Source organism: Agrobacterium sp. BT-220-3, assembly GCF_025910175.1.
Lineage (GTDB): Bacteria > Pseudomonadota > Alphaproteobacteria > Rhizobiales > Rhizobiaceae > Agrobacterium > Agrobacterium oryzihabitans.
This window is the reverse complement of sequence record NZ_JAPAIX010000002.1, coordinates 812381-831409: the sequence shown is the minus strand read 5'-3', so window position 1 is coordinate 831409 and position 19029 is coordinate 812381. Positions and strand designations below refer to the sequence as shown.

The 19029-nt window shown below is 57.9% G+C and carries 15 protein-coding genes; 9 read left to right on the top strand and 6 right to left on the bottom strand.

What is annotated here, in order from left to right; translation table 11 throughout:
* Nucleotides 1-296: 296 nt before the first annotated feature.
* Together hutC and OK142_RS10355 are read right to left on the bottom strand one after the other, a co-directional pair.
* Complete coding sequence (gene hutC, locus OK142_RS10360; RefSeq protein ID WP_498682544.1) at nt 297-1058, bottom strand: histidine utilization transcriptional repressor HutC; 762 nt, start codon at nt 1056-1058, stop codon at nt 297-299.
* A gap of 12 nt (nt 1059-1070) precedes the next feature.
* On the bottom strand, nt 1071-2417 hold the full coding sequence (locus OK142_RS10355) for a formimidoylglutamate deiminase (RefSeq protein WP_498682543.1): 1347 nt from the start codon (nt 2415-2417) through the stop codon (nt 1071-1073).
* Between the two features lie 116 nt (nt 2418-2533).
* On the opposite strand from OK142_RS10355, the gene hutI reads away from it, so the two are divergent.
* The 6 genes from hutI to OK142_RS10325 all read left to right on the top strand — a co-directional run bounded on the left by hutI (nt 2534) and on the right by OK142_RS10325 (nt 9689).
* Entirely contained in the window at nt 2534-3793 is a 1260-nt protein-coding gene (hutI, locus tag OK142_RS10350; protein ID WP_498682541.1) for an imidazolonepropionase, read from the top strand.
* Nucleotides 3790-5325, top strand: coding sequence for a histidine ammonia-lyase (gene hutH, locus OK142_RS10345; RefSeq protein ID WP_498682539.1), 1536 nt, complete (start codon nt 3790-3792; stop codon nt 5323-5325). The genes hutI and hutH overlap by 4 nt, the downstream gene beginning before the upstream one ends.
* Nucleotide 5326: 1 nt before the next feature.
* Nucleotides 5327-6127, top strand: coding sequence for an N-formylglutamate deformylase (gene hutG, locus OK142_RS10340; protein WP_498682537.1), 801 nt, complete (start codon nt 5327-5329; stop codon nt 6125-6127).
* 11 nt (nt 6128-6138) lie between these two features.
* Nucleotides 6139-7824, top strand: coding sequence for a urocanate hydratase (hutU, locus tag OK142_RS10335; protein ID WP_313612391.1), 1686 nt, complete (start codon nt 6139-6141; stop codon nt 7822-7824).
* A gap of 241 nt (nt 7825-8065) precedes the next feature.
* The gene (locus OK142_RS10330; RefSeq protein ID WP_498682532.1) at nt 8066-9073 is read left to right on the top strand and encodes an alpha/beta fold hydrolase; all 1008 of its coding nucleotides are present in this window, start codon (nt 8066-8068) and stop codon (nt 9071-9073) included.
* 46 nt (nt 9074-9119) lie between these two features.
* Complete coding sequence (locus OK142_RS10325; protein ID WP_498682529.1) at nt 9120-9689, top strand: HutD/Ves family protein; 570 nt, start codon at nt 9120-9122, stop codon at nt 9687-9689.
* Nucleotides 9690-9701: 12 nt separating this feature from the next.
* On the opposite strand, the gene OK142_RS10320 is transcribed toward OK142_RS10325, so the two are convergent.
* From OK142_RS10320 to OK142_RS10305, 4 genes are all read right to left on the bottom strand, one after another.
* Nucleotides 9702-11180: a M81 family metallopeptidase gene (locus OK142_RS10320; RefSeq protein ID WP_082185215.1), complete on the bottom strand. Its 1479-nt coding sequence runs from the start codon at nt 11178-11180 to the stop codon at nt 9702-9704.
* Nucleotides 11181-11251: 71 nt separating this feature from the next.
* Entirely contained in the window at nt 11252-12340 is a 1089-nt protein-coding gene (locus OK142_RS10315; protein ID WP_498682572.1) for a D-TA family PLP-dependent enzyme, read from the bottom strand.
* Between the two features lie 31 nt (nt 12341-12371).
* Nucleotides 12372-12767, bottom strand: coding sequence for a RidA family protein (locus OK142_RS10310; protein WP_498682527.1), 396 nt, complete (start codon nt 12765-12767; stop codon nt 12372-12374).
* A gap of 318 nt (nt 12768-13085) precedes the next feature.
* Nucleotides 13086-14471 (bottom strand): FAD/NAD(P)-binding protein, encoded by a 1386-nt coding sequence (locus OK142_RS10305; RefSeq protein ID WP_498682525.1) that lies wholly within the window; start codon nt 14469-14471, stop codon nt 13086-13088.
* A gap of 427 nt (nt 14472-14898) precedes the next feature.
* Between OK142_RS10305 and repA the strand changes: the two genes are divergently transcribed.
* The 3 genes from repA to repC all read left to right on the top strand — a co-directional run bounded on the left by repA (nt 14899) and on the right by repC (nt 18629).
* On the top strand, nt 14899-16113 hold the full coding sequence (gene repA / locus OK142_RS10300) for a plasmid partitioning protein RepA (RefSeq protein WP_080600398.1): 1215 nt from the start codon (nt 14899-14901) through the stop codon (nt 16111-16113).
* A complete protein-coding gene (gene repB, locus OK142_RS10295) occupies nt 16110-17123 on the top strand; it encodes a plasmid partitioning protein RepB (protein WP_082185217.1) in 1014 nt (337 codons plus the stop codon). Before repA ends, repB begins: the two co-directional genes overlap by 4 nt.
* A 186-nt stretch (nt 17124-17309) precedes the next feature.
* The gene (gene repC / locus OK142_RS10290; RefSeq protein WP_498682570.1) at nt 17310-18629 is read left to right on the top strand and encodes a plasmid replication protein RepC; all 1320 of its coding nucleotides are present in this window, start codon (nt 17310-17312) and stop codon (nt 18627-18629) included.
* Nucleotides 18630-19029: the final 400 nt, after the last annotated feature.

The following is a 19029-nucleotide window of genomic DNA, read 5'->3' as shown; positions in this document are numbered from 1 at the left end:
AAGCATTCAGCTCATCATCCTGATTTCTTGAGAACGAAAGACTTCGTCGCCAGCAGCGCCGCCGCCCTCGTTCAGTGAGCGGACTTATAAGAGAACACCCACAAACAAGTCAACACACCAAAATACAAATTCTAAAAAAATCATACATCGTATTGATTCTAAACAATATTTTGAAATTAGTCGTATAAATTAACAGATTTTAACACTTTCACAGCCAGATGGCAGAAGCCGCGGCTTCTCTTTTCAGGACGAGCGCGCTTTCCTTGCATTTGCAGGCATCGCGTCCCTTCCAAACCTTAGTCGGAAGACGGGCTGAAACGGGCAACAAGCGCGTGCGCATTGCCCGGATAGGTGAAGCGCACATAGGTGACGGCGCCTGAATTGCTCCAGGTACGCCGCTCCACAACAAGGCAAGCCTGCCTGTCGGAGATACCGAGAAGGCGCGCGATTTCCCTGGAAGGTGTTTCGGCGCTGATCCGATGTTCGGCATTGCTCCAGGGAACATGACCGAGCAGCCAGGGTCCGGGCGCAATCTCCGTGAAGTCGGCTTCATCAGCATCAGGCACGGTTGCGAGATTGACGAGACGCTGCTCGATGCAGAATTCCCTTGGACCGGCAAAATGGATGCAGACGATATCGAGCAGCGATGCGCCGACGGCAACATCGATGCTTGTGCGATCCTCACGCCTTGCCGCACGCTGCACGCGCTTCAGGACTTTAAAGCCATATTCGAGGCCAAGGGATTCGACTTCCGCACGGATATCGTGAATTTCGAGAACGGCGGACTGGATCTGCGGTTGCCGGACGAAGCTGCCGGACTTCTTGCGGCGTTCGATCAGACCGGCTTTGGCGAGCTGGCCCATGACCTTGTTGACGGTCATGCGCGAGCAATCATACTGGACGGCGAGATCGACCTCGAAAGGCAACCGGTAACCCGGCGGCCATTCTCCCGAAACGATCCGGCCTTCGATCTCACTGAGGATACGCTGGTGCAGGGTTTGCCCGGCCGATGCTTTCGTCACGTCCGCAATGCCTTCCAACGGCTCTATCTCGTTCATATCGAGCGCATATCAGCTATCGACAAGCTCGGCCATGACCTTGTTGAAGCGATCGGATATTTCGCGGCGGTGGATGTGCCGGCCCGATTGCACCAGTTTTTTACCACGCACCCAGACGGTATCAACATGGACGCCACTCGCGAATATCCACTGGTCGATAATCTGGGATGCCGGAAGATAGGGAACGGCCGAGATATCAAGCGCGACAAAATCGGCGCTTTCTCCCTCTTCTATTGCATTTCGTGAGGCCAGCGCCCTGCCACCACCCTCGAGCCCCTGCCGGAACAGTTTTTCACCCGTGGATCGGCCGGCATCGGCGATGACATTGCGCGCCCGAAGCGACAGACGCTGCGAATATTCGAGCATCCGCAATTCTTCCGGCACGGAAATCAGAATATTGGAATCGGACCCGACACCGTAATGCCCCCCCTGCGCGATGAAATCCGGAGCAGGGAAAATACCGTCGCCGAGATTGGCCTCGGTGATCGGGCAAAGACCGGCAACGGCGCCGCTTTTTGCCAAACTGCGCGTTTCGGCTTCCGTCATATGCGTCGCATGGATAAGGCACCAGCGACCATCGACGGGCGCATTTTCCAAAAGCCACTCCACCGGTCGGGCACCTGAAAAGGCGATCGAATCCTCGATTTCCTTCACCTGTTCTGCGACGTGGATATGGATCGGCCCGCCTTTAGCCAACGGTTCGATCGCCGCCAGCTCATCGCCGGTCACGGCGCGCAGGCTGTGTGGCGCGATGCCGAGTACAGCACCGGGCAGCCTGTGCACCACGGTTTGCGCGCCCTGCATCAGCCTTTCGTAACTGTCGAGCGAATGGATGAAGCGTTTCTGCCCGTCGATCGGCGCCTGGCCGCCGAACCCGGAATGGGCATAAAATACCGGCAGTAAGGTGAGACCGATCCCCGTATTCGCGGCGGCCGCGCCAATGCGTTCGGCCATTTCGGCGATATTGCCGTAATGCGAGCCGTCCCTGTCATTGTGCAGATAATGAAATTCGCCGACTCGCCCGAAACCGGCCTCCAGCATTTCCATATAGAGCTGGGCAGCAACCGCCTCGACATGATCAGGCGTCATCGACAGCGCAAACTTGTACATGACGGTGCGCCAGCTCCAGAAACTGTCATCGGCGGGCCCGCGAATTTCGGCAAGTCCAGCCATGGCCCGCTGAAAGGCATGGCTGTGGAGATTGGGCATGGCAGGGACGATCACGGCATGGCGCTCATCCTGCGGCTGCGGGGAAACGCCGGTTTCGACCGATAAGACAGCGCCGTCCCTGCAAACAATGCGAACATCCTGCGCCCACCCGTCATTCAGAAGCGCTGCGCCCGCGTGAATTGCCGTCATGCCACCCTCTCCTCTTGGTCTCTTCCGGCAAGGCCCGTTTCAAACATGAAATTGCGGCTTGCCAAGCTCATTATTATGTATATACATTTGACGCATAAAAGAAAGGCGAAAAGCAAATGCCAGGGAACAAATCTGCAAAGGGAATGGCGCCGGAAAACGTTACATCACTGTGGCGCAATGCTCGGCTCGCGACATTCAACCCTTCGATGGAGGGCATCGGCGCAATCGAAAATGCCGCCATTGCCGTGCGCAACGGCCGCATTGTTTTTGTCGGACCTGAAAGCGATCTGCCCGCCGAAGTGTCCACGGCCGACGAGACAATCGACTGCGGCGGCCGCTGGATCACCCCGGCCTTGATCGACTGCCACACCCATCTCGTGTTCGGCGGCAATCGCGCCATGGAATTCGAGATGCGGCTGAATGGCTCGACCTATGAGGAAATCGCCAAAGCCGGCGGCGGCATCGTCTCTTCGGTGCGCGATACGCGCGCGCTTTCCGAAGAAGCGTTGGTTGCGCAGGCACTGCCGCGTCTCGACACACTGCTGGCCGAGGGTACTTCAACCATCGAAATCAAATCCGGTTACGGCCTCGATATCGAAACCGAACTGAAAATGCTGCGCGTCGCGCGCAAGCTTGGGACGCTGCGCCCGGTGCGGATCGTCACCAGCTATCTCGCCGCGCATGCGACGCCCGCCGAATATAAGGGCCGAAACGCCGATTATATGACGGATGTGGTCCTGCCAGGGCTGGGCGAGGCCCAAGCCGAGGGTCTGGTGGATGCGGTGGATGGTTTTTGCGAAGGCATCGCCTTTTCCGTTGAGGAAATGACCAGGGTTTTCGAAAAGGCAAAACAGCTGAAGCTTCCGGTCAAGCTGCATGCCGAACAGCTTTCCAACCTCGGCGGCGCAGAGCTTGCCGCATCTTACGGCGCGCTTTCCGCCGATCATCTGGAATATCTCGATGAAGCCGGTGCAAAGGCGCTGGCGACAGCGGGAACGGTGGCCGTACTTCTGCCCGGCGCCTTTTACGCACTCAGGGAAAAACAGGCCCCACCGGTTCAGCTCCTGCGCGATGCGGGCGCTGACATTGCACTTGCGACCGATTGCAATCCCGGCACTTCGCCGCTCACCTCCCTGCTGCTGACCATGAATATGGGTGCCACGCTTTTCCGGATGACGGTGGAAGAGTGCCTGACGGCGACGACGCGCAATGCCGCAAAGGCGCTCGGCCTGCTTGCGGAAACCGGCACGCTGGAAACAGGAAAATCCGCCGATTTCACCATCTGGGACATCGAACGCCCGGCCGAGCTTGTCTACCGCATCGGTTTCAATCCGCTCCACGCCCGCATTTTTAAGGGACAGAAGGTTTACCCATGACTATCACGCTTCACCCCGGCAACGTGACTCTTGCCGAACTTGCCGCGATCTACTGGGATAACGGCACGGCCAAACTCGACCGTTCTTTCGATGCCGGCATAGAAAAAGCGGCGGCACGCATCGCCGAGATCGCCGCCGGCAATGCGCCGGTCTATGGGATCAATACCGGTTTCGGCAAACTCGCTTCCATCAAGATCGACGCAGCCGATGTGGCGACGCTGCAGCGTAACCTCATCCTGTCGCATTGCTGCGGTGTCGGTGCGGCCCTGCCGGAAAATGTCGTTCGCCTGATCATGGCGCTGAAGCTGATTTCACTCGGTCGCGGCGCATCCGGCGTGCGGCTGGAACTGGTGCGGCTGATCGAGGATATGCTGGAAAAGGGCGTCATCCCTTCCATCCCGGAAAAAGGTTCGGTTGGCGCCTCCGGCGATCTCGCGCCGCTTGCCCATATGGCCGCCGTGATGATGGGCGAAGGCGAGGCTTTTTATGAAGGCGCGCTTCTGCCCGCCGGCGAGGCGCTCGCCAGAGCCGGGCTGACCCCGGTCGTTCTCGCCGCCAAGGAAGGGCTGGCGCTGATCAACGGCACGCAGACCTCGACGGCGCTGGCGCTCGCCGGTCTTTTCCGCGCCCACCGCGCGGCACAGGCGGCATTGATCACCGGCGCGCTTTCCACAGACGCCGCCATGGGGTCTTCCGCCCCCTTCCATCCCGATATTCACACATTGCGCGGCCATAAGGGCCAGATCGATGCGGGCGCTGCCTTACGCAACCTGCTGGAAGGATCCGAAATCCGCATCAGCCATATCGAAGGTGACGAGCGCGTTCAGGATCCCTATTGCATTCGCTGCCAGCCGCAAGTGGACGGCGCCTGTCTCGACCTTCTGAGACAGGTGGCCCGCACGCTTGAGATCGAAGCCAATGCCGTGACGGACAATCCGCTGGTGCTTTCCGACAATTCCGTCGTATCCGGCGGCAATTTCCACGCTGAACCGGTGGCCTTTGCTGCCGACCAGACGGCGCTCGCCATCTGCGAAATCGGCGCGATTGCGCAACGCCGTGTGGCGCTTCTGGTCGATCCGGCCCTCTCCTATGGCCTGCCCGCCTTCCTTTCGAAGAAACCGGGGCTGAATTCCGGCCTGATGATCGCCGAAGTCACGTCCGCCGCGCTGATGAGCGAGAACAAGCAGATGGCGCACCCGGCTTCCGTCGATTCGACGCCAACCTCGGCCAATCAGGAAGACCACGTCTCGATGGCCTGCCATGGCGCGCGACGCCTGCTGACCATGACGGAAAATCTCTTCGCCATCCTCGGCATCGAGGCGCTTTCGGCGGTTCAGGGCGTGGAATTGCGTGGGCCGCTGAAAACCAGCCCTGAGCTGCAAAAGGCAATCGCCGTGCTGCGGCAAGTGATCCCCTCGCTTGAGGAGGACCGTTATATGGCGCCGGATCTGAAGGCGGCATCCGACCTCATCGCCTCCGGCGCTCTGGTTTCGGCCATTTCGGAAGGCATCCTGCCGAAGCTGGAGGTGTGAGGTGCGCGTCTTCGACATCAGAGAGGGTTCATCGCCGGTCATTCTCGGCCTGCCCCATACCGGCACCGAGGTTCCGGCGGAAATCTGGCAACGTCTGAACGACAATGGCAGGATACTCGCCGATACCGACTGGCATATTCACGATCTCTATGCAGATCTGATCCCCGATGCGACGACGGTTCGCGCCAATTTCCATCGTTATGTGATCGATGCCAATCGCGATCCCCAAGGGGTCAGCCTTTATCCCGGGCAAAACACCACAGGCCTCGTTCCGGACACCGATTTCGACGGCAAGCCGATCTGGAATGATGGGCAGGAAGCCGGTCAGGATGACATCGCTGCCCGGCTGGAAACCTTTCACGCGCCCTATCACGCGGCGCTTGCGGCGGAAATCGAGCGGGTGAAGGCCATCCACGGCATCGCCATTCTCTATGATTGCCACTCGATTCGCTCGCATATTCCTTTCCTGTTTGAAGGCAAGCTGCCGGATTTCAACATCGGCACCGATATGGGCAGGACCTGCGACCCGGCGATCGAAAAAATAGCCGTGGAAGTGACCTCTGCCGCAGAAGGTTACGACTGCATTCTGAACGGGCGTTTCAAAGGCGGCTGGACAACGCGCCATTATGGAAAGCCGGAAACCGGCGTGCACGCCATTCAGATGGAGCTTGCACAATCCACCCATCTTGCAAGGGAGACGCCGCCCTTTGCCTATGACGCGGAAAGGGCGGAACGCCTGCGCGTCCATCTCAAAACCATTCTGACGCGTCTCGAAAATTTCGCACTTGCGACAAAACGATAAGGGGAAACCACATGAACAATCCGCGCCACAATATCCGCGACGTCCGCGCACCGCAGGGCACTGAACTCAATGCCAAGAGCTGGATGACGGAAGCGCCGCTGCGCATGCTGATGAACAATCTCGATCCTGACGTGGCCGAGAACCCGCATGAGCTGGTCGTCTACGGCGGTATCGGCCGTGCCGCCCGCACCTGGGAGGATTTTGACCGCATCGTCGCGACGCTGAAGGATTTGAACGAGGATGAAACGCTCGTCGTACAATCGGGCAAGCCGGTCGGTGTTTTTCGCACCCACAAGGATGCGCCGCGCGTGCTGATCGCCAATTCCAATCTCGTGCCGCACTGGGCGACCTGGGATCACTTCAACGAGCTGGATAAGAAGGGTCTCGCCATGTACGGCCAGATGACGGCCGGCTCATGGATTTACATCGGCACGCAGGGCATCGTTCAGGGCACCTATGAGACCTTCGTCGAGGCTGGCCGCCAGCACTATGGCGGCAATCTGAAGGGCAAATGGATATTGACCGGCGGTCTCGGCGGCATGGGAGGCGCACAGCCGCTGGCGGCCGTGATGGCCGGCGCCTGCTGCCTTGCCGTCGAGAGCGACGAAACCCGTATCGATTTCCGCCTGCGCACCCGTTATGTCGACGAGAAGGCAAAGACGCTGGATGAAGCTTTGGCGCTCATCGACAAGTGGACCAAGGCCGGGGAAGCCAAATCCGTCGGACTGCTCGGCAACGCGGCTGAAATCTTCCCGGAACTTGTCAAGCGTATGAAGAATGGCGGCCCGCGCCCCGATATCGTCACCGACCAGACATCGGCCCACGACCCGCTCAACGGTTATCTGCCGATTGGCTGGAGCGTTGCCGAACACAAGGCCAAGCGCGAGAGCGATCCCAAAGCTGTCGAAACCGCCGCTCGTGCCTCGATGAAGCAGCATGTCGAAGCGATGGTCGCCTTCTGGGATGCCGGCGTGCCGACATTGGACTACGGTAACAATATTCGTCAGGTCGCCAAGGATGAAGGACTGGAAAATGCCTTCGCCTTCCCCGGCTTCGTTCCGGCCTATATTCGTCCGCTGTTCTGCCGTGGCGTCGGCCCGTTCCGCTGGGCGGCCCTTTCCGGCGATCCGGAAGATATCTACAAGACCGATGCCAAGGTGAAGGAACTGCTGCCCGACAACAAGCATCTGCACAATTGGCTGGACATGGCGCGCGAGCGCATCGCCTTCCAGGGCCTGCCGGCACGCATCTGCTGGGTCGGACTTGGCGACCGCCATCGCCTTGGGCTTGCCTTCAATGAAATGGTGAAGAACGGCGAGTTGAAGGCGCCTGTTGTCATCGGCCGCGACCATCTCGATAGCGGCTCCGTCGCGTCGCCCAACCGCGAGACAGAGGCCATGAAGGACGGCTCGGACGCCGTTTCCGACTGGCCGCTCCTGAACGCGCTGCTCAACACGGCGTCGGGTGCGACCTGGGTTTCCCTGCACCACGGCGGCGGCGTCGGCATGGGCTTCTCCCAGCATTCCGGCATGGTCATCTGCGCTGATGGTTCCGACGATGCCGCCCGGCGGCTTGAGCGGGTTCTGTGGAATGACCCGGCAACCGGCGTCATGCGCCATGCCGATGCCGGTTACGATATTGCCGTGGAATGCGCGAAGGAACAGGGCCTGCGCCTGCCCGGCATCCTCGGCAACTAAGGGATAAAACTCGGCGCAGTCTTCGGGCTGCGCCGTTTATCTGATCGGAGAGGACGACCGCGATCCACCTTCCCTTGCACATTGCCGAATGCGGTGCCTCATCAGTGCCGCGTCGGCGACGGTGGAACTTCTGCGCTCTCTGCGGCTTTGCTCGTTGCTGTTTTTAACCGACCGGCTTTATGCTCGTTTGAAAGCCGCGCTAACCGTGAGGGCGGGCATGAAGGACATGGTAGATCGAAGAATGGCACGCAGGTTCCTCCCGCTTGCCTTTACCCTTGTTTTCGGAGCGCTTTTCCCGCTTTCCGCCACACAGGCCACGGCTTCCGAAAAAGAACATATCGTTCCCGTGCGAATTGATGTGGGCGGCTACAAGCTGAACAGCGTCTTGTTCGAGCCGGGAAAAAGCGCCGATCTTCCGCCGATCCTCTTCATTCACGGGGCGAGCGCCAGCCTTTACGATCCGATGTACTCCTTTCTCACAAAGCTCCGCGGCCGGGCGCAATTGCTGTTTGTCGACAGGCCGGGGCACGGCAACTCGGATATCGGCGGCAAAGGCAATATTCTCCCGGATGGGCAGGCCGACGCCATCGCACTTCTTATGAAGAAACGAGGGATCCCAAGAGCCATTGTCGTCGGGCATTCCTTTGGCGGCGCCATTGCGGCGGCGCTTGCCGTCCGTCATCCAGATATGGTCACCGGCCTCGTATTTCTCTCTCCCGCGGTCTATCCGTGGGAAGGCGGAATTGCCTGGTATTACACGGCGGCAAACGCGCCCTTCACCGGCCCGCTCTTCAGCACCTTCATTGCGCCGCCCGCCGGTCTTCTGGCGCTGGATCAGGCAACGCGCGGCGTTTTTGCACCCAATTCCAGGCCCGCCGATTATGTGGAGGCGACGCATGCCGTGGCAGCCCTGCGGCCCAAGGCTTTCCGGCACAATGCCCAGGAGGTCGCGGCCCTCAACGAATGGGCGCGTGGAGCTTCGTCGGACTATCGGCGCATCAAGGCGCCGACTGTCATCATAACGGGTGATACGGACACCATCGTCTCACCAGAGGTACATTCCCGTCACCTCGCCAGAGATATTCGCGGATCCACGTTAATTGTCGTGCACAATCTCGGGCATAAATCCGACTATGTCGCCAGCGACCTTGCCATCGCCGCCATCGAAAAAGTGGCCGGCCGGCCGTCGGATCTCAAGGCGGTGCAAAGAGCGGTCGAACGACGCATCGAGAATGATCGCGGATCATAAACTTCCGCTCCCCCGCCCCCATTAACGACCCGATTCTGGACATCACATGAAAATATTGCGCGCTTCCGAATACAAGACCATGCCGTGGAAGAACGGCGGCGGCGTTACGGTGGAAATCGCCATCCAACCGCCAAGTGCCTCCATGGATGCATTCGACTGGCGCATCAGCATGGCGACCGTCGCTCAGGACGGACCGTTTTCCAGCTTCCCAGGCATAGACCGCACACTTGCCATTATCGAGGGAAACGGCATGGCGCTCGCTATTGCGGGAGATGAGCCGGTGGCGCTGACGACAAAGAGCACCCCCCTGCCCTTTGCTGCGGATGTTCCCGTGGATGCGTCCCTGATGGATGGATCGATCGTTGATCTGAACGTCATGACCCGCCGCTCATCCTTCAGCCACAGCATGGAAAGGCTCTCCGGCAGCTATTCGGCGGAAGCGGGAACAGGCACGAGGATGATCCTGTCGCTCCATCCTTTGACGGTTTCCTTCGGTAACGATACTGCCCGGCTGGAGAAGCTGGATAGCATTTTCATCCCGGAAAGCCTGCCTTTCACGGTCAAGCCCGACCATGATGACGGCGCGTTCTTTCTGATTACGCTGCGGCGGATATAAGCCGCCGCAGCCTCAATCCAGACCCAGCGGATCGGCCAGCCTTGGCCAAAGCTGCAGGCTTGCCTTGCGATAGGCGGTTTTTGCCGGGTCGGTCGGATAGGATGTCGGCGCGGCGATATAAACGATCTCCGAGGCGATCGGCGCAAACCCGGCATGAAAGTGGTTTGTGGACTTTACAAGCAGCACGTCTTTTCTGGCGAAATCGATGCCGAGATTGGAAAAGATATCCGGCTCATAAGTCTGCGTTCTGCTGGTAATGAGAATGATATCGATCTCCGTTCCAACCGGTCTTACGACGGCGGCGCGGCCGAGCGTAACGCGGCTGTTGCGGAAACTCTGCCAGCCAGCCTCTGCGGTGCGCATCACCTTGATCCGGAAATCCAGCGGTTCACCGCCTTCAGGACTGGATTTACCGCCGATGCGCAGATCGATCTCGGCCCCCTCACCCGCCGCATGACAGAAGGACACGGCAATCGGATCCCAGATCGTCGCAACACCGATATTATCCATGCCGCGCTCCACCATGCGCCGCAGAATATGGGTGGCGTCACCCGCAACACCGCCGCCTGGATTGTCCCATATATCCGACACCACGACCGGCATATCCGGATTATGGCCGCGGATGGTGAGCGCCATGTCCAGGCCAGCCTCCGTATCGAGCATCGGCATCGCTGTCAGCTTGCGCATGGCATAAAGCTCATGGCCAAGCTTTTCGGCCAGCGCGTCGCCCTTTGCCCTGTCATTATCTGTGACGACAACAATGCGTGTGCCCATATCCGGCACATCGCCAGCCATGAAACCGTGAATGACGGAAATCGACAGTATGCCATCCTTGCCTTCCAATGCCTTCAAACGGTCGACATAGGAACGCATCGGCTCGCGGCTGGTAGGATAGATGGTGATCATGCGGCAGTCGAAAGTGGAGATAACCGGCCTGATTTCTCCACGCAGGGTGCGCAGCGCCATTTCCACCACATGCTCGCCGCGTTCCTCGAAATCCGTATGCGGGAATTCCAGGAACGTTGCCATGATGTCGAGATTGGCGACCCTTAGCGCCGTCAAATGGCTGTGGGGATCAAATTCGGCCGCAATCAACACATCCGGGCCGACCAGCGCGCGTATCCGCGACAGGAAATCGCCTTCGGGATCGTCATAACCCTGTGCCACCATGGCGCCATGCAGGCCTAGAATCACCGCATCGACCGGCAAGGCCGCCGTGAGCTCGGCAAGAATCGTATCGCGCAGCGTTTCATAGGTCTGACGCTGGATGAGCCCCGCCGGCTCCGCCCAGCACGATGTGCCCTCGATGACCGTGAACCCCTCCATTTTGCCACGACGGCGCAGGATTGGCACCGGCGACGAGCAAAGCGTCGGCGTTTCCGGATGCTCGCCCGGGCCGGCGTAAAAGGCCGCGCGGAAAGCGTCCATATCCGTTGGAACGGGTGAAAACGTATTGGTTTCGGTGGCGAGTGATGCCGTAAATATGCGCATGACTGTGTTACTCTTTGCCGGTGCCGGTTGGTCCGAAGCACCCGTTTCGCAATTTAATTAGCCGGGTAATATTACCAGACGGTACCGCGCGCTGCGACATCTTCCACGCGCGTTACCAGGCCATTTCGATGGAAAACCATTCGGTCGAAGAGATTGCTGACGACGCAGGTGTGGTTCGGCACGACCTTGACGACATCACCAATGTCAGGCCGGGTGGAACTGCAGGCCGACAAATCGACAACCGCGTGTTCTTCCGAAAGCGAAATGATCTTTGCGCCCTCATACCCCTCGATCATGCCGTAATCGCTGAAACCCAATAGATCGGAGGTCAAGGCCTTCGAGCCGCAATCAAGCACGGCGCGATCGGCGGTAGGTCTCGATACCACGGTGGCGAGGACGTGCATTGCCAGATCACCAGCGGTGCAATGTCCGGCGCGCAGCATCGAACGGTCATTATAGACATAGGTGCCCGCCCGATGTTCGGTCGCGGACGGAACAAGGTGAGCCGAGAAAAAATCAGGTGAGCCGCCACTTGAGCGGACCGGGCAATCAATGCCTTTTTCCGCGAGCAGCGCCATGGTTTCGCGTATGAAGTCTTCCACCTTTTCCGCGCCGCCAGGGGCCGGATAGGTCAAAATGCCCTTGAATTTAAGGCCCGTCGCCGCGACGATCTTCTCCGCAAGCTCCAACGCTGCCCGTGGGGTCTGCACGCCGCAACGCTTTCCACCCGTATCGCATTCGACAAGCACCGCAAGCGGTCTTTCCGCATCAAATGCGCCGGCAAGTCCGGCAACCGTCACAGCGCTGTCGGCAACAACGCTCAGTCCGCCGATGCGCGCGTTCAGCGTCTTTAATCGCGCAAGTTTTGCCGGGCCGAGAATATTGTAGGTGATCAGGATGTCGTCGAACCCGGCATCCGCGAAGACCTCCGCCTCGCTGACTTTCTGGCAATTGATGCCGATGGCGCCCGCCTGAAGCTGCTGTCTTGCGATAGCCGGTATCTTGTGCGTCTTGATATGGGGACGGAAAGCCTTGTCATGGCTATCGAGATAGGATTGCGCCCTCAGAATATTGGCAGCAAGCCGGTCCTCGTCGATCACCGGCATTGGTGTCGAAATCGCATCGAGTGGTGTGCCTGCATCAGGCCAGGGATAGGTCATCATATGCTCTCAAAATCAGCAAAATCAGGCATCAAGCCAGCGGCTTGTAGGCGATAACATCCATTTCCACCTTGGCATCCACCATCAGCGGCGACTGCACGGTCGATCGTGCCGGCGGATGATCAATGAAATATTTCTGGAAAACGGCATTGAAGCTCGAAAAATCACGGGCATCATCCAGCCAGACACTGACCTTAACAACGTCAGCGAGCGTGCAATCGGCAAGCGCCAGGACATCCTTGATGTTGGCCACAACCTGCTCGGTCTGGGCCACGATGCCGCCGGTCACCACCTCACCGTCAACAGTCGGCACCTGACCGGACACATAGACAAAATCTCCGGCCCGGACGGCTTTGGCGAAGGGTCGGCGCTGACCGCCAGCCTGACTATCAGCCGTCTCGAACCGCACCAGCCTGTGTTTTTCCATGATCGCCTCGCAAATAATTTTCATCAATCTCGTATTTTTATCGTTTTATAGCCGGTTTGGCAGCGATATTCCATAAGCGATGTAAATTATTTAGCAAATCCGCAAATTCAACGTTTTTGACGCAAAGAACGCGCATCTTATTCCGGCCGCCGATAGGCGTCCGCATCACAGGCTGCCACAAACCGATAGGGATAGATTCGTTACAATAAGAAGGCGAAGTTTGCCGCGGCTAACTTCAGAATCCAATACTATCAGGAGCTGCCATCGTCGTCGAAATGTCTTACAAACCAACCCGTTTCCAACTGCTTTCTTACTCCGTCAGCCGTGCGCCGATATCCGCCCATTCGACGTCACTCTTTCCGTCACAGCTTGGGCAATGTTCTGTGACTGGACACGAATATCCGGAACGGCAGTTATCTCCCAGAAACGGCCTGCCGTCAGCGCGCCGGCGGCAAAAAGGCCCGGCCAGACTTCTCCGTCCGCTCGATGCAAGCGGGATTGCGCGTCAACCTCTACTCCCAGACCAAGGCGATCGAGCAGGAGGATGCCATCACCATGCATCGTTTCGAGAAGACGTGAGTGGCCGATCCCTGCTCGCTCCATACCCGTGCAATTGACGACCCAGTCGACCTGAAACTCCCTGACGTCCTGCGTATGCCTGCGGCGATAAGAAACCGTGATTCCGTCTTCCTGCTCATAAAGCGAGCGTAGATAACCGGCATGAATCTCAAGAACGCCGTCAGAAAGGAGCTTCTCAAACGCCTTATGGACTTCAGGCGCGATGCGGTGCCGATGTATATTCCACCAGGGCAACGCGTGGCGAAGAAAGCGACTGCGTTGCGCAGGCGTCAGGCGTTGCCACAGGGCCTGCGTTTTCGGACGCAAGCCGTCCATCACCGTACGCCAAGGCGCGCCGTCCCTCACCTGTTTGCGTAGCAACTGCAACAGTCGGCTGATCTCCGTCGACCCATCGGCCAATTGCAGGTCGGCTGCATTCAGTGGCGGACTGATATGGGGATGCGGCACCAGCCCCCGCCGGGACAGAACGTGGATCGGACCGCGATGGCCTTTTCCTCGTAAGGTAAGGACCTGATCGATCATCGTGAGACCGGAACCGAGAATACAGATGCGATCTCCCGCCTTCACTTTCGACAACCATCCGGGTTGCCAGCAATGACTGATGACGCGCTGTGGTTTCTCTTCTTCTTTCGCGACGGTTTGCACCGGCAAACCGGCCGCCCCCACCCCCAGACATAAAACAACATTATGCGCGCGCAACGCCTCGCCATTCTCCAGACTAAAGGAAAATGCACCATCGCGATCCGGCCGGCAGGCGGAAGCCTTTGCACGGATGAAATCCACCCTCGCCCGCTGGTCCCGGCTTCGGAGCAAGGAGGCAAGTCTGTCTCTCAGATAGAGACCGTAGTCTCCGCGCGAGGCGAACAACAGGGGATCCCGTCCGATCCCGTTCTCGCGTAACCAGTCAAGAAAATCATCAGGTCGGTCCGGGAAGACGCTCATCCGCCCCGCAGGCACATTCAGGCGATGATAAGGCAGTTCCGTTCGATAGGCAGTACCGCGCCCGAAATCCGACTCGTCCCCGACAATGGCTACCGAGGCTTCGGGGGGCAGCAGGGACAGAAGATGAGCGGCGGTACAGATGGCCGAAAACCCCGACCCGACGATAGCGACATCATAGGACATTCTTTCCTCCAACCTGCGACGGTATGAACACGGTCGGACGGTGCCGAGCGCGTGGATACCCTAGTCGTTGAGTAGAGATTAAACACCTCCGAATGTCTACCCTTCACTTCCTTCTCCATGACGGTGACCGTGCGGTCAGGTTGTCAAAGTTAGCCGCGGCAAACTTTCCAACTGTTCTCCATCGCCAACGTAAAACAATGAAAGAAAGCCCCCTCGTCGCCCGAACAAAAGCGAGGTTAGCTGCGGCTAACCGTCAAACCGTCACAAAACGCAAATCTGATTCTTCCACAATGCCTTAGCGGCACTTTCGCATCTGGGAAAAAAGCCTATTGCGCCAAAAAGAGAATCGGCGCTTATATCTCAGTTGCGGAAAAAACCGCCTTTTTCGGAAAAAACCGCTACTGCAATATCGAGCGAAAGAAGACAGATGACACAGAGTGCCGACTCAAGACTTGCTGCAGGGGCACCCGACCTCACGAGCCTTATACAACAGCATTCGGCTGCATTGTCAGCCCAATTGCAGGCGCATAACGCAAATACATTTTCACCCCATACCGAAAAGAGCATGCGTCATTTTTCGCCTGCTGAAACCGCTCGGCTGATTGGTATCGGCGAAGCCTATCTTCGCCAGATCGCCGCCGAGCGTCCCGAGCTGGATGCGGCGCAGGCCTCCGGTCGCCGTTCCTATTCTGTCGAGGACATGGACGAGATCAGGCGCTTTCTCGATCAGGGCGCACGCGGCACTCGTCGTTACCTGCCCCATCGTCGTGACGGTGAAGAATTGCAAGTCATCGCCGTCATGAACTTCAAAGGTGGTTCGGGCAAGACGACGACCTCGGCGCATCTGGCGCAATATCTGGCGCTTCGCGGTTACCGCGTGCTCGCCATCGATCTCGACCCGCAGGCAAGTCTGTCTGCGCTCTTCGGCCACCAGCCGGAGATCGATGTCGGCCCGAACGAAACGCTCTATGGCGCAATCCGCTACGATGATGAACGCCGGCCGATGGCTGAGATCGTTCGCGGCACCTATATTCCCAATCTTCATATCGTTCCCGGCAATCTGGAGCTTATGGAGTTCGAACACGACACGCCGCGCGCTTTGATGCGCCGCGCACCGGGCGATACGTTGTTTTTCGCCCGCATCGGCCAGGCTATCGCCCAGGCCCAGAACTTCTATGACGTGGTGGTCATCGATTGCCCGCCACAACTCGGTTACCTGACGCTTTCTGCACTGACTGCTGCGACATCGGTTCTCGTCACCGTTCACCCGCAAATGCTGGATGTGATGTCCATGAACCAGTTCCTTGCCATGACGGGTGATCTTCTCGCTGAAATCGGCCGGGCTGGCGCACGTTCCGACTATAATTGGATGCGTTATCTCATCACCCGTTTCGAACCGAGTGATGGACCGCAAAACCAGATGGTGGCTTTCCTGCGCTCGATCTTCGGTGAAAACGTCCTCATTCACCCGATGCTCAAGAGCACGGCCGTCTCGGATGCCGGATTGACCAACCAGACGCTTTTTGAAGTGGAAAGAACCCAGTTCACCCGCTCGACCTATGATCGCGCGCTGGAAGCCATGAACAACGTCAATGGTGAGATCGAGGGACTGATTAAAAAAGCGTGGGGTAGGGCAGCATGAGCAGGAAACAGATATTCGCCAATCTCGGCACGCCGGGTACCGACAGCAATGACGCCACTCCAGAGCGGTCGCGACCACGCATCCGGCCAATTCTCGGCTCTCCGGAACTTGTAACGGATGTCGTCAATTCGCCTGTCGGCATGATCGGCCAGTCACTGAACGAAGTATCGGAACGCGCCAAGCGTGCTGAAGCGATCGAAAAGCAGCTCGCAGAGGGCCTGACGATCGTTTCTCTCAATCCGGCGGATATCGATCCCTCTTTCATTCCCGATCGCATGCCGGCCTCGGAAGAGGCGGATGCCGGTCTTGTGGAAGCCATTCGCGAGCAGGGCCAGCAGGTCCCCATTCTGGTGCGCCCGCATCCCGATTTCCCGGGTCGTTATCAGGTCGCCTTCGGTCATCGCCGCCTGCGTGCCGTGACGAGCCTCGGTATTCCCGTCAAAGCAGTCGTGCGCGATCTCAGCGATGAACAGCTGGTTGTTGCCCAGGGGCAGGAAAACAACGAGCGCCGCGACCTCACCTATATCGAAAAGGCCCGCTTTGCCCAGAAACTGCAGATGCGGTTTCCAAGGGACACGATCATGGCCGCAATGTCGCTGCATAAGGGCGACCTTTCCAACATGCTCTCTGTTGTCGGCCGCATTCCGGAGGATCTGGTTGATCTCATTGGCCCGGCGCCAAGCGTCGGTCGCCGCAACTGGATGGATCTGGCCGATCAGCTCTCGTCATCGCAGGTCAAGGAAGCGGCGCGCGCCTATGTAAGGGAACCGTCCGTTGCCTCACTTCTTTCGGAAGAACGTTTCAAGTCGCTTCTCGATTTTCTGAAACCCAAGGCACAGGCGAAAAAGACCGGTGTCTGGTCATCGGAAACAGGTGGACGACTGGCAAAGGTTGTCGAGAGCGACCGAAAGCTGGACATATCCATCGACAAGAACGAAGCGCCGGAATTTGCCGATTTCGTTCTGGAACATCTTCAGGCGCTGTTTGCCGAATACCGGTCCAAGCAGTGATTTCTAATCTTAACGACTAACAGGAGACGCATCACAAAAGAAAAAAGCCCCCGAACGTTGCCGCACGGAAGCCTTTCTTTGATCTAAGCAACCAAAGAATCTCATTTCCGCGAATCATAGTCAAGAGTCTTTGGCATCGAATTTTTCGGTGAGCGATTTTCTTTTGCCTTGTGAAAGGTGAAAGACATGGACAGCACATGTGTAACGACGCCATTTGGGCGGCGAGCGATGTCGTTTGGCGTTCTCGCAACCCAGTTTGCCGCGCAAAAGAACAAAAAGACTGAGACGGTCGATAAATGGAAACTCTATCGTTCGGTCTGTGAAGCAAGACCACTGCTCGGTGTGACCGATCGTTCTCTCGCGGTCTTGAACGCGCTTTTGAGTTTTTATCCGAAAAACGAACTGTCCAGCGAAGCCGGACTGGTGGTTTTCCCTTCCAATACGCAATTATCGCTGCGTGCCCATGGCATGGCGGAACAGACTTTGCGCCGGCATCTCTCGGCCCTTGTCGAAGCCGGCCTCATCATCCGCAAGGATAGCCCGAATGGAAAACGCTATGCCCGCAAACACAGGGGCGGAGAGATCAGCGAGGCCTATGGTTTTTCACTGGCACCGCTTCTTTCCCGCAAATCAGAAATCGAGGAGCTGGCCGACCGTATCGTTCGTGAGCGGCTCGATCTTCAGCGCCTTCGTGAAAACATCAGCCTTTGCCGTCGCGATATCCAGAAGCTTTGCGAAATGATTGCTGCAAGCGGTAAGGTCGAGACCTTCGAAGGGTTTCAGACGCGCTATAATGCGATCGCCCGTTCCCTTGGACGCAATTCAAAGCCTGCCGAACTCAAGGAAATCGCCGGTTTTCTGGTCTCTCTGCGCGCTGAAGTGACCAACTATCTGGAAAATATTGAAAAATCTGAAAAAATGGGCGGCAATGACTGCCAAAATGAGCGCCTCATAAAGAATTCAGAATCCGAATCCATATCTAAACCGCAGGATTTTCGTGAACCGGCTAGCGTTCCACCCACAAGCACGGTTGGCATCCAGCCAGCCTATGCCGCAGCCATCAGCGCAAAACCCTCAGCACATCCGCCCAAACCTGTAGTTCATAAGCAATTTTTTGTTCCTGATATTGTTTTGGTTTTGAAGGCTTGCCCGGATATTTCCCTCTATGCCCCTGGAGGAACCGTCACCGGCTGGCGTGATCTCGAAGTGGCAACATCCGTGATCAAAACCATGTTCAATGTCAGCCAGTCGGCTTATCAGGACGCCATGGCTACCTTCGGGCGACAGGGAACTGCGGCCATCCTTGCATGCCTGCTTCAAAAGGCGGATCAGATAAGCTCACTCGGCGGATATCTGCGCAATCTGACACGCAAGGCACATGAGGGTGGTTTCGATCTTCAGGCCATGCTTCTGGCACAGCTGCGCGGGCGGCAGGACGAGATGGAGAGGGCTGACGGGGCGAGTAGGCGCAGAACCCCGCCTCAGCTTGCGGAGAACCCCGTCTGAAGTTACATTGAGGCCGTTCCTGCAAGATTCGAAAGATTCGGTGTGAGGCTGGTGATGTCTAAACGAATATCACTCCCAAATGGCAATCTATGGTTAATGCAAGGTAATGAAAACTAAGTGACGATTAGCTTTCGTTTGCGTTTTTCCGCTATTGGTTTCAATCGCTTGAGTCCGGATATTTTTTAACCGAACTGACCCTGATAGAGACGGGAAAAGCGGTTTTCATGCATAAGTCACCACCGCAGGACCGTCGTTGAAGAGCACCCAAACGGTGTTGGCGACAGGGCGGGGGCGAGAAACAGCCAGTCCGACTGGCGGGCGGGAATCCGGAACACAGAGAAAACGTCAGGCTTCGAACTCATGAAATTGAACCTTCGCTGAGATGCCACGTTCTATTTCA

Bases quoted from the DNA above. Each gene is read 5' to 3' on its own strand.
- hutC (WP_498682544.1), bottom strand. From the start codon at position 1,058: ATGAACGAGATAGAGCCGTTGGAAGGCATTGCGGACGTGACGAAAGCA.
- OK142_RS10355 (WP_498682543.1), bottom strand. From the start codon at position 2,417: ATGACGGCAATTCACGCGGGCGCAGCGCTTCTGAATGACGGGTGGGCG.
- hutI (WP_498682541.1), top strand. From the start codon at position 2,534: ATGCCAGGGAACAAATCTGCAAAGGGAATGGCGCCGGAAAACGTTACA.
- hutH (WP_498682539.1), top strand. From the start codon at position 3,790: ATGACTATCACGCTTCACCCCGGCAACGTGACTCTTGCCGAACTTGCC.
- hutU (WP_313612391.1), top strand. From the start codon at position 6,139: ATGAACAATCCGCGCCACAATATCCGCGACGTCCGCGCACCGCAGGGC.
- OK142_RS10330 (WP_498682532.1), top strand. From the start codon at position 8,066: ATGGCACGCAGGTTCCTCCCGCTTGCCTTTACCCTTGTTTTCGGAGCG.
- OK142_RS10325 (WP_498682529.1), top strand. From the start codon at position 9,120: ATGAAAATATTGCGCGCTTCCGAATACAAGACCATGCCGTGGAAGAAC.
- OK142_RS10320 (WP_082185215.1), bottom strand. From the start codon at position 11,180: ATGCGCATATTTACGGCATCACTCGCCACCGAAACCAATACGTTTTCA.
- OK142_RS10315 (WP_498682572.1), bottom strand. From the start codon at position 12,340: ATGACCTATCCCTGGCCTGATGCAGGCACACCACTCGATGCGATTTCG.
- OK142_RS10310 (WP_498682527.1), bottom strand. From the start codon at position 12,767: ATGGAAAAACACAGGCTGGTGCGGTTCGAGACGGCTGATAGTCAGGCT.
- OK142_RS10305 (WP_498682525.1), bottom strand. From the start codon at position 14,471: ATGTCCTATGATGTCGCTATCGTCGGGTCGGGGTTTTCGGCCATCTGT.
- repA (WP_080600398.1), top strand. From the start codon at position 14,899: ATGACACAGAGTGCCGACTCAAGACTTGCTGCAGGGGCACCCGACCTC.
- repB (WP_082185217.1), top strand. From the start codon at position 16,110: ATGAGCAGGAAACAGATATTCGCCAATCTCGGCACGCCGGGTACCGAC.
- repC (WP_498682570.1), top strand. From the start codon at position 17,310: ATGGACAGCACATGTGTAACGACGCCATTTGGGCGGCGAGCGATGTCG.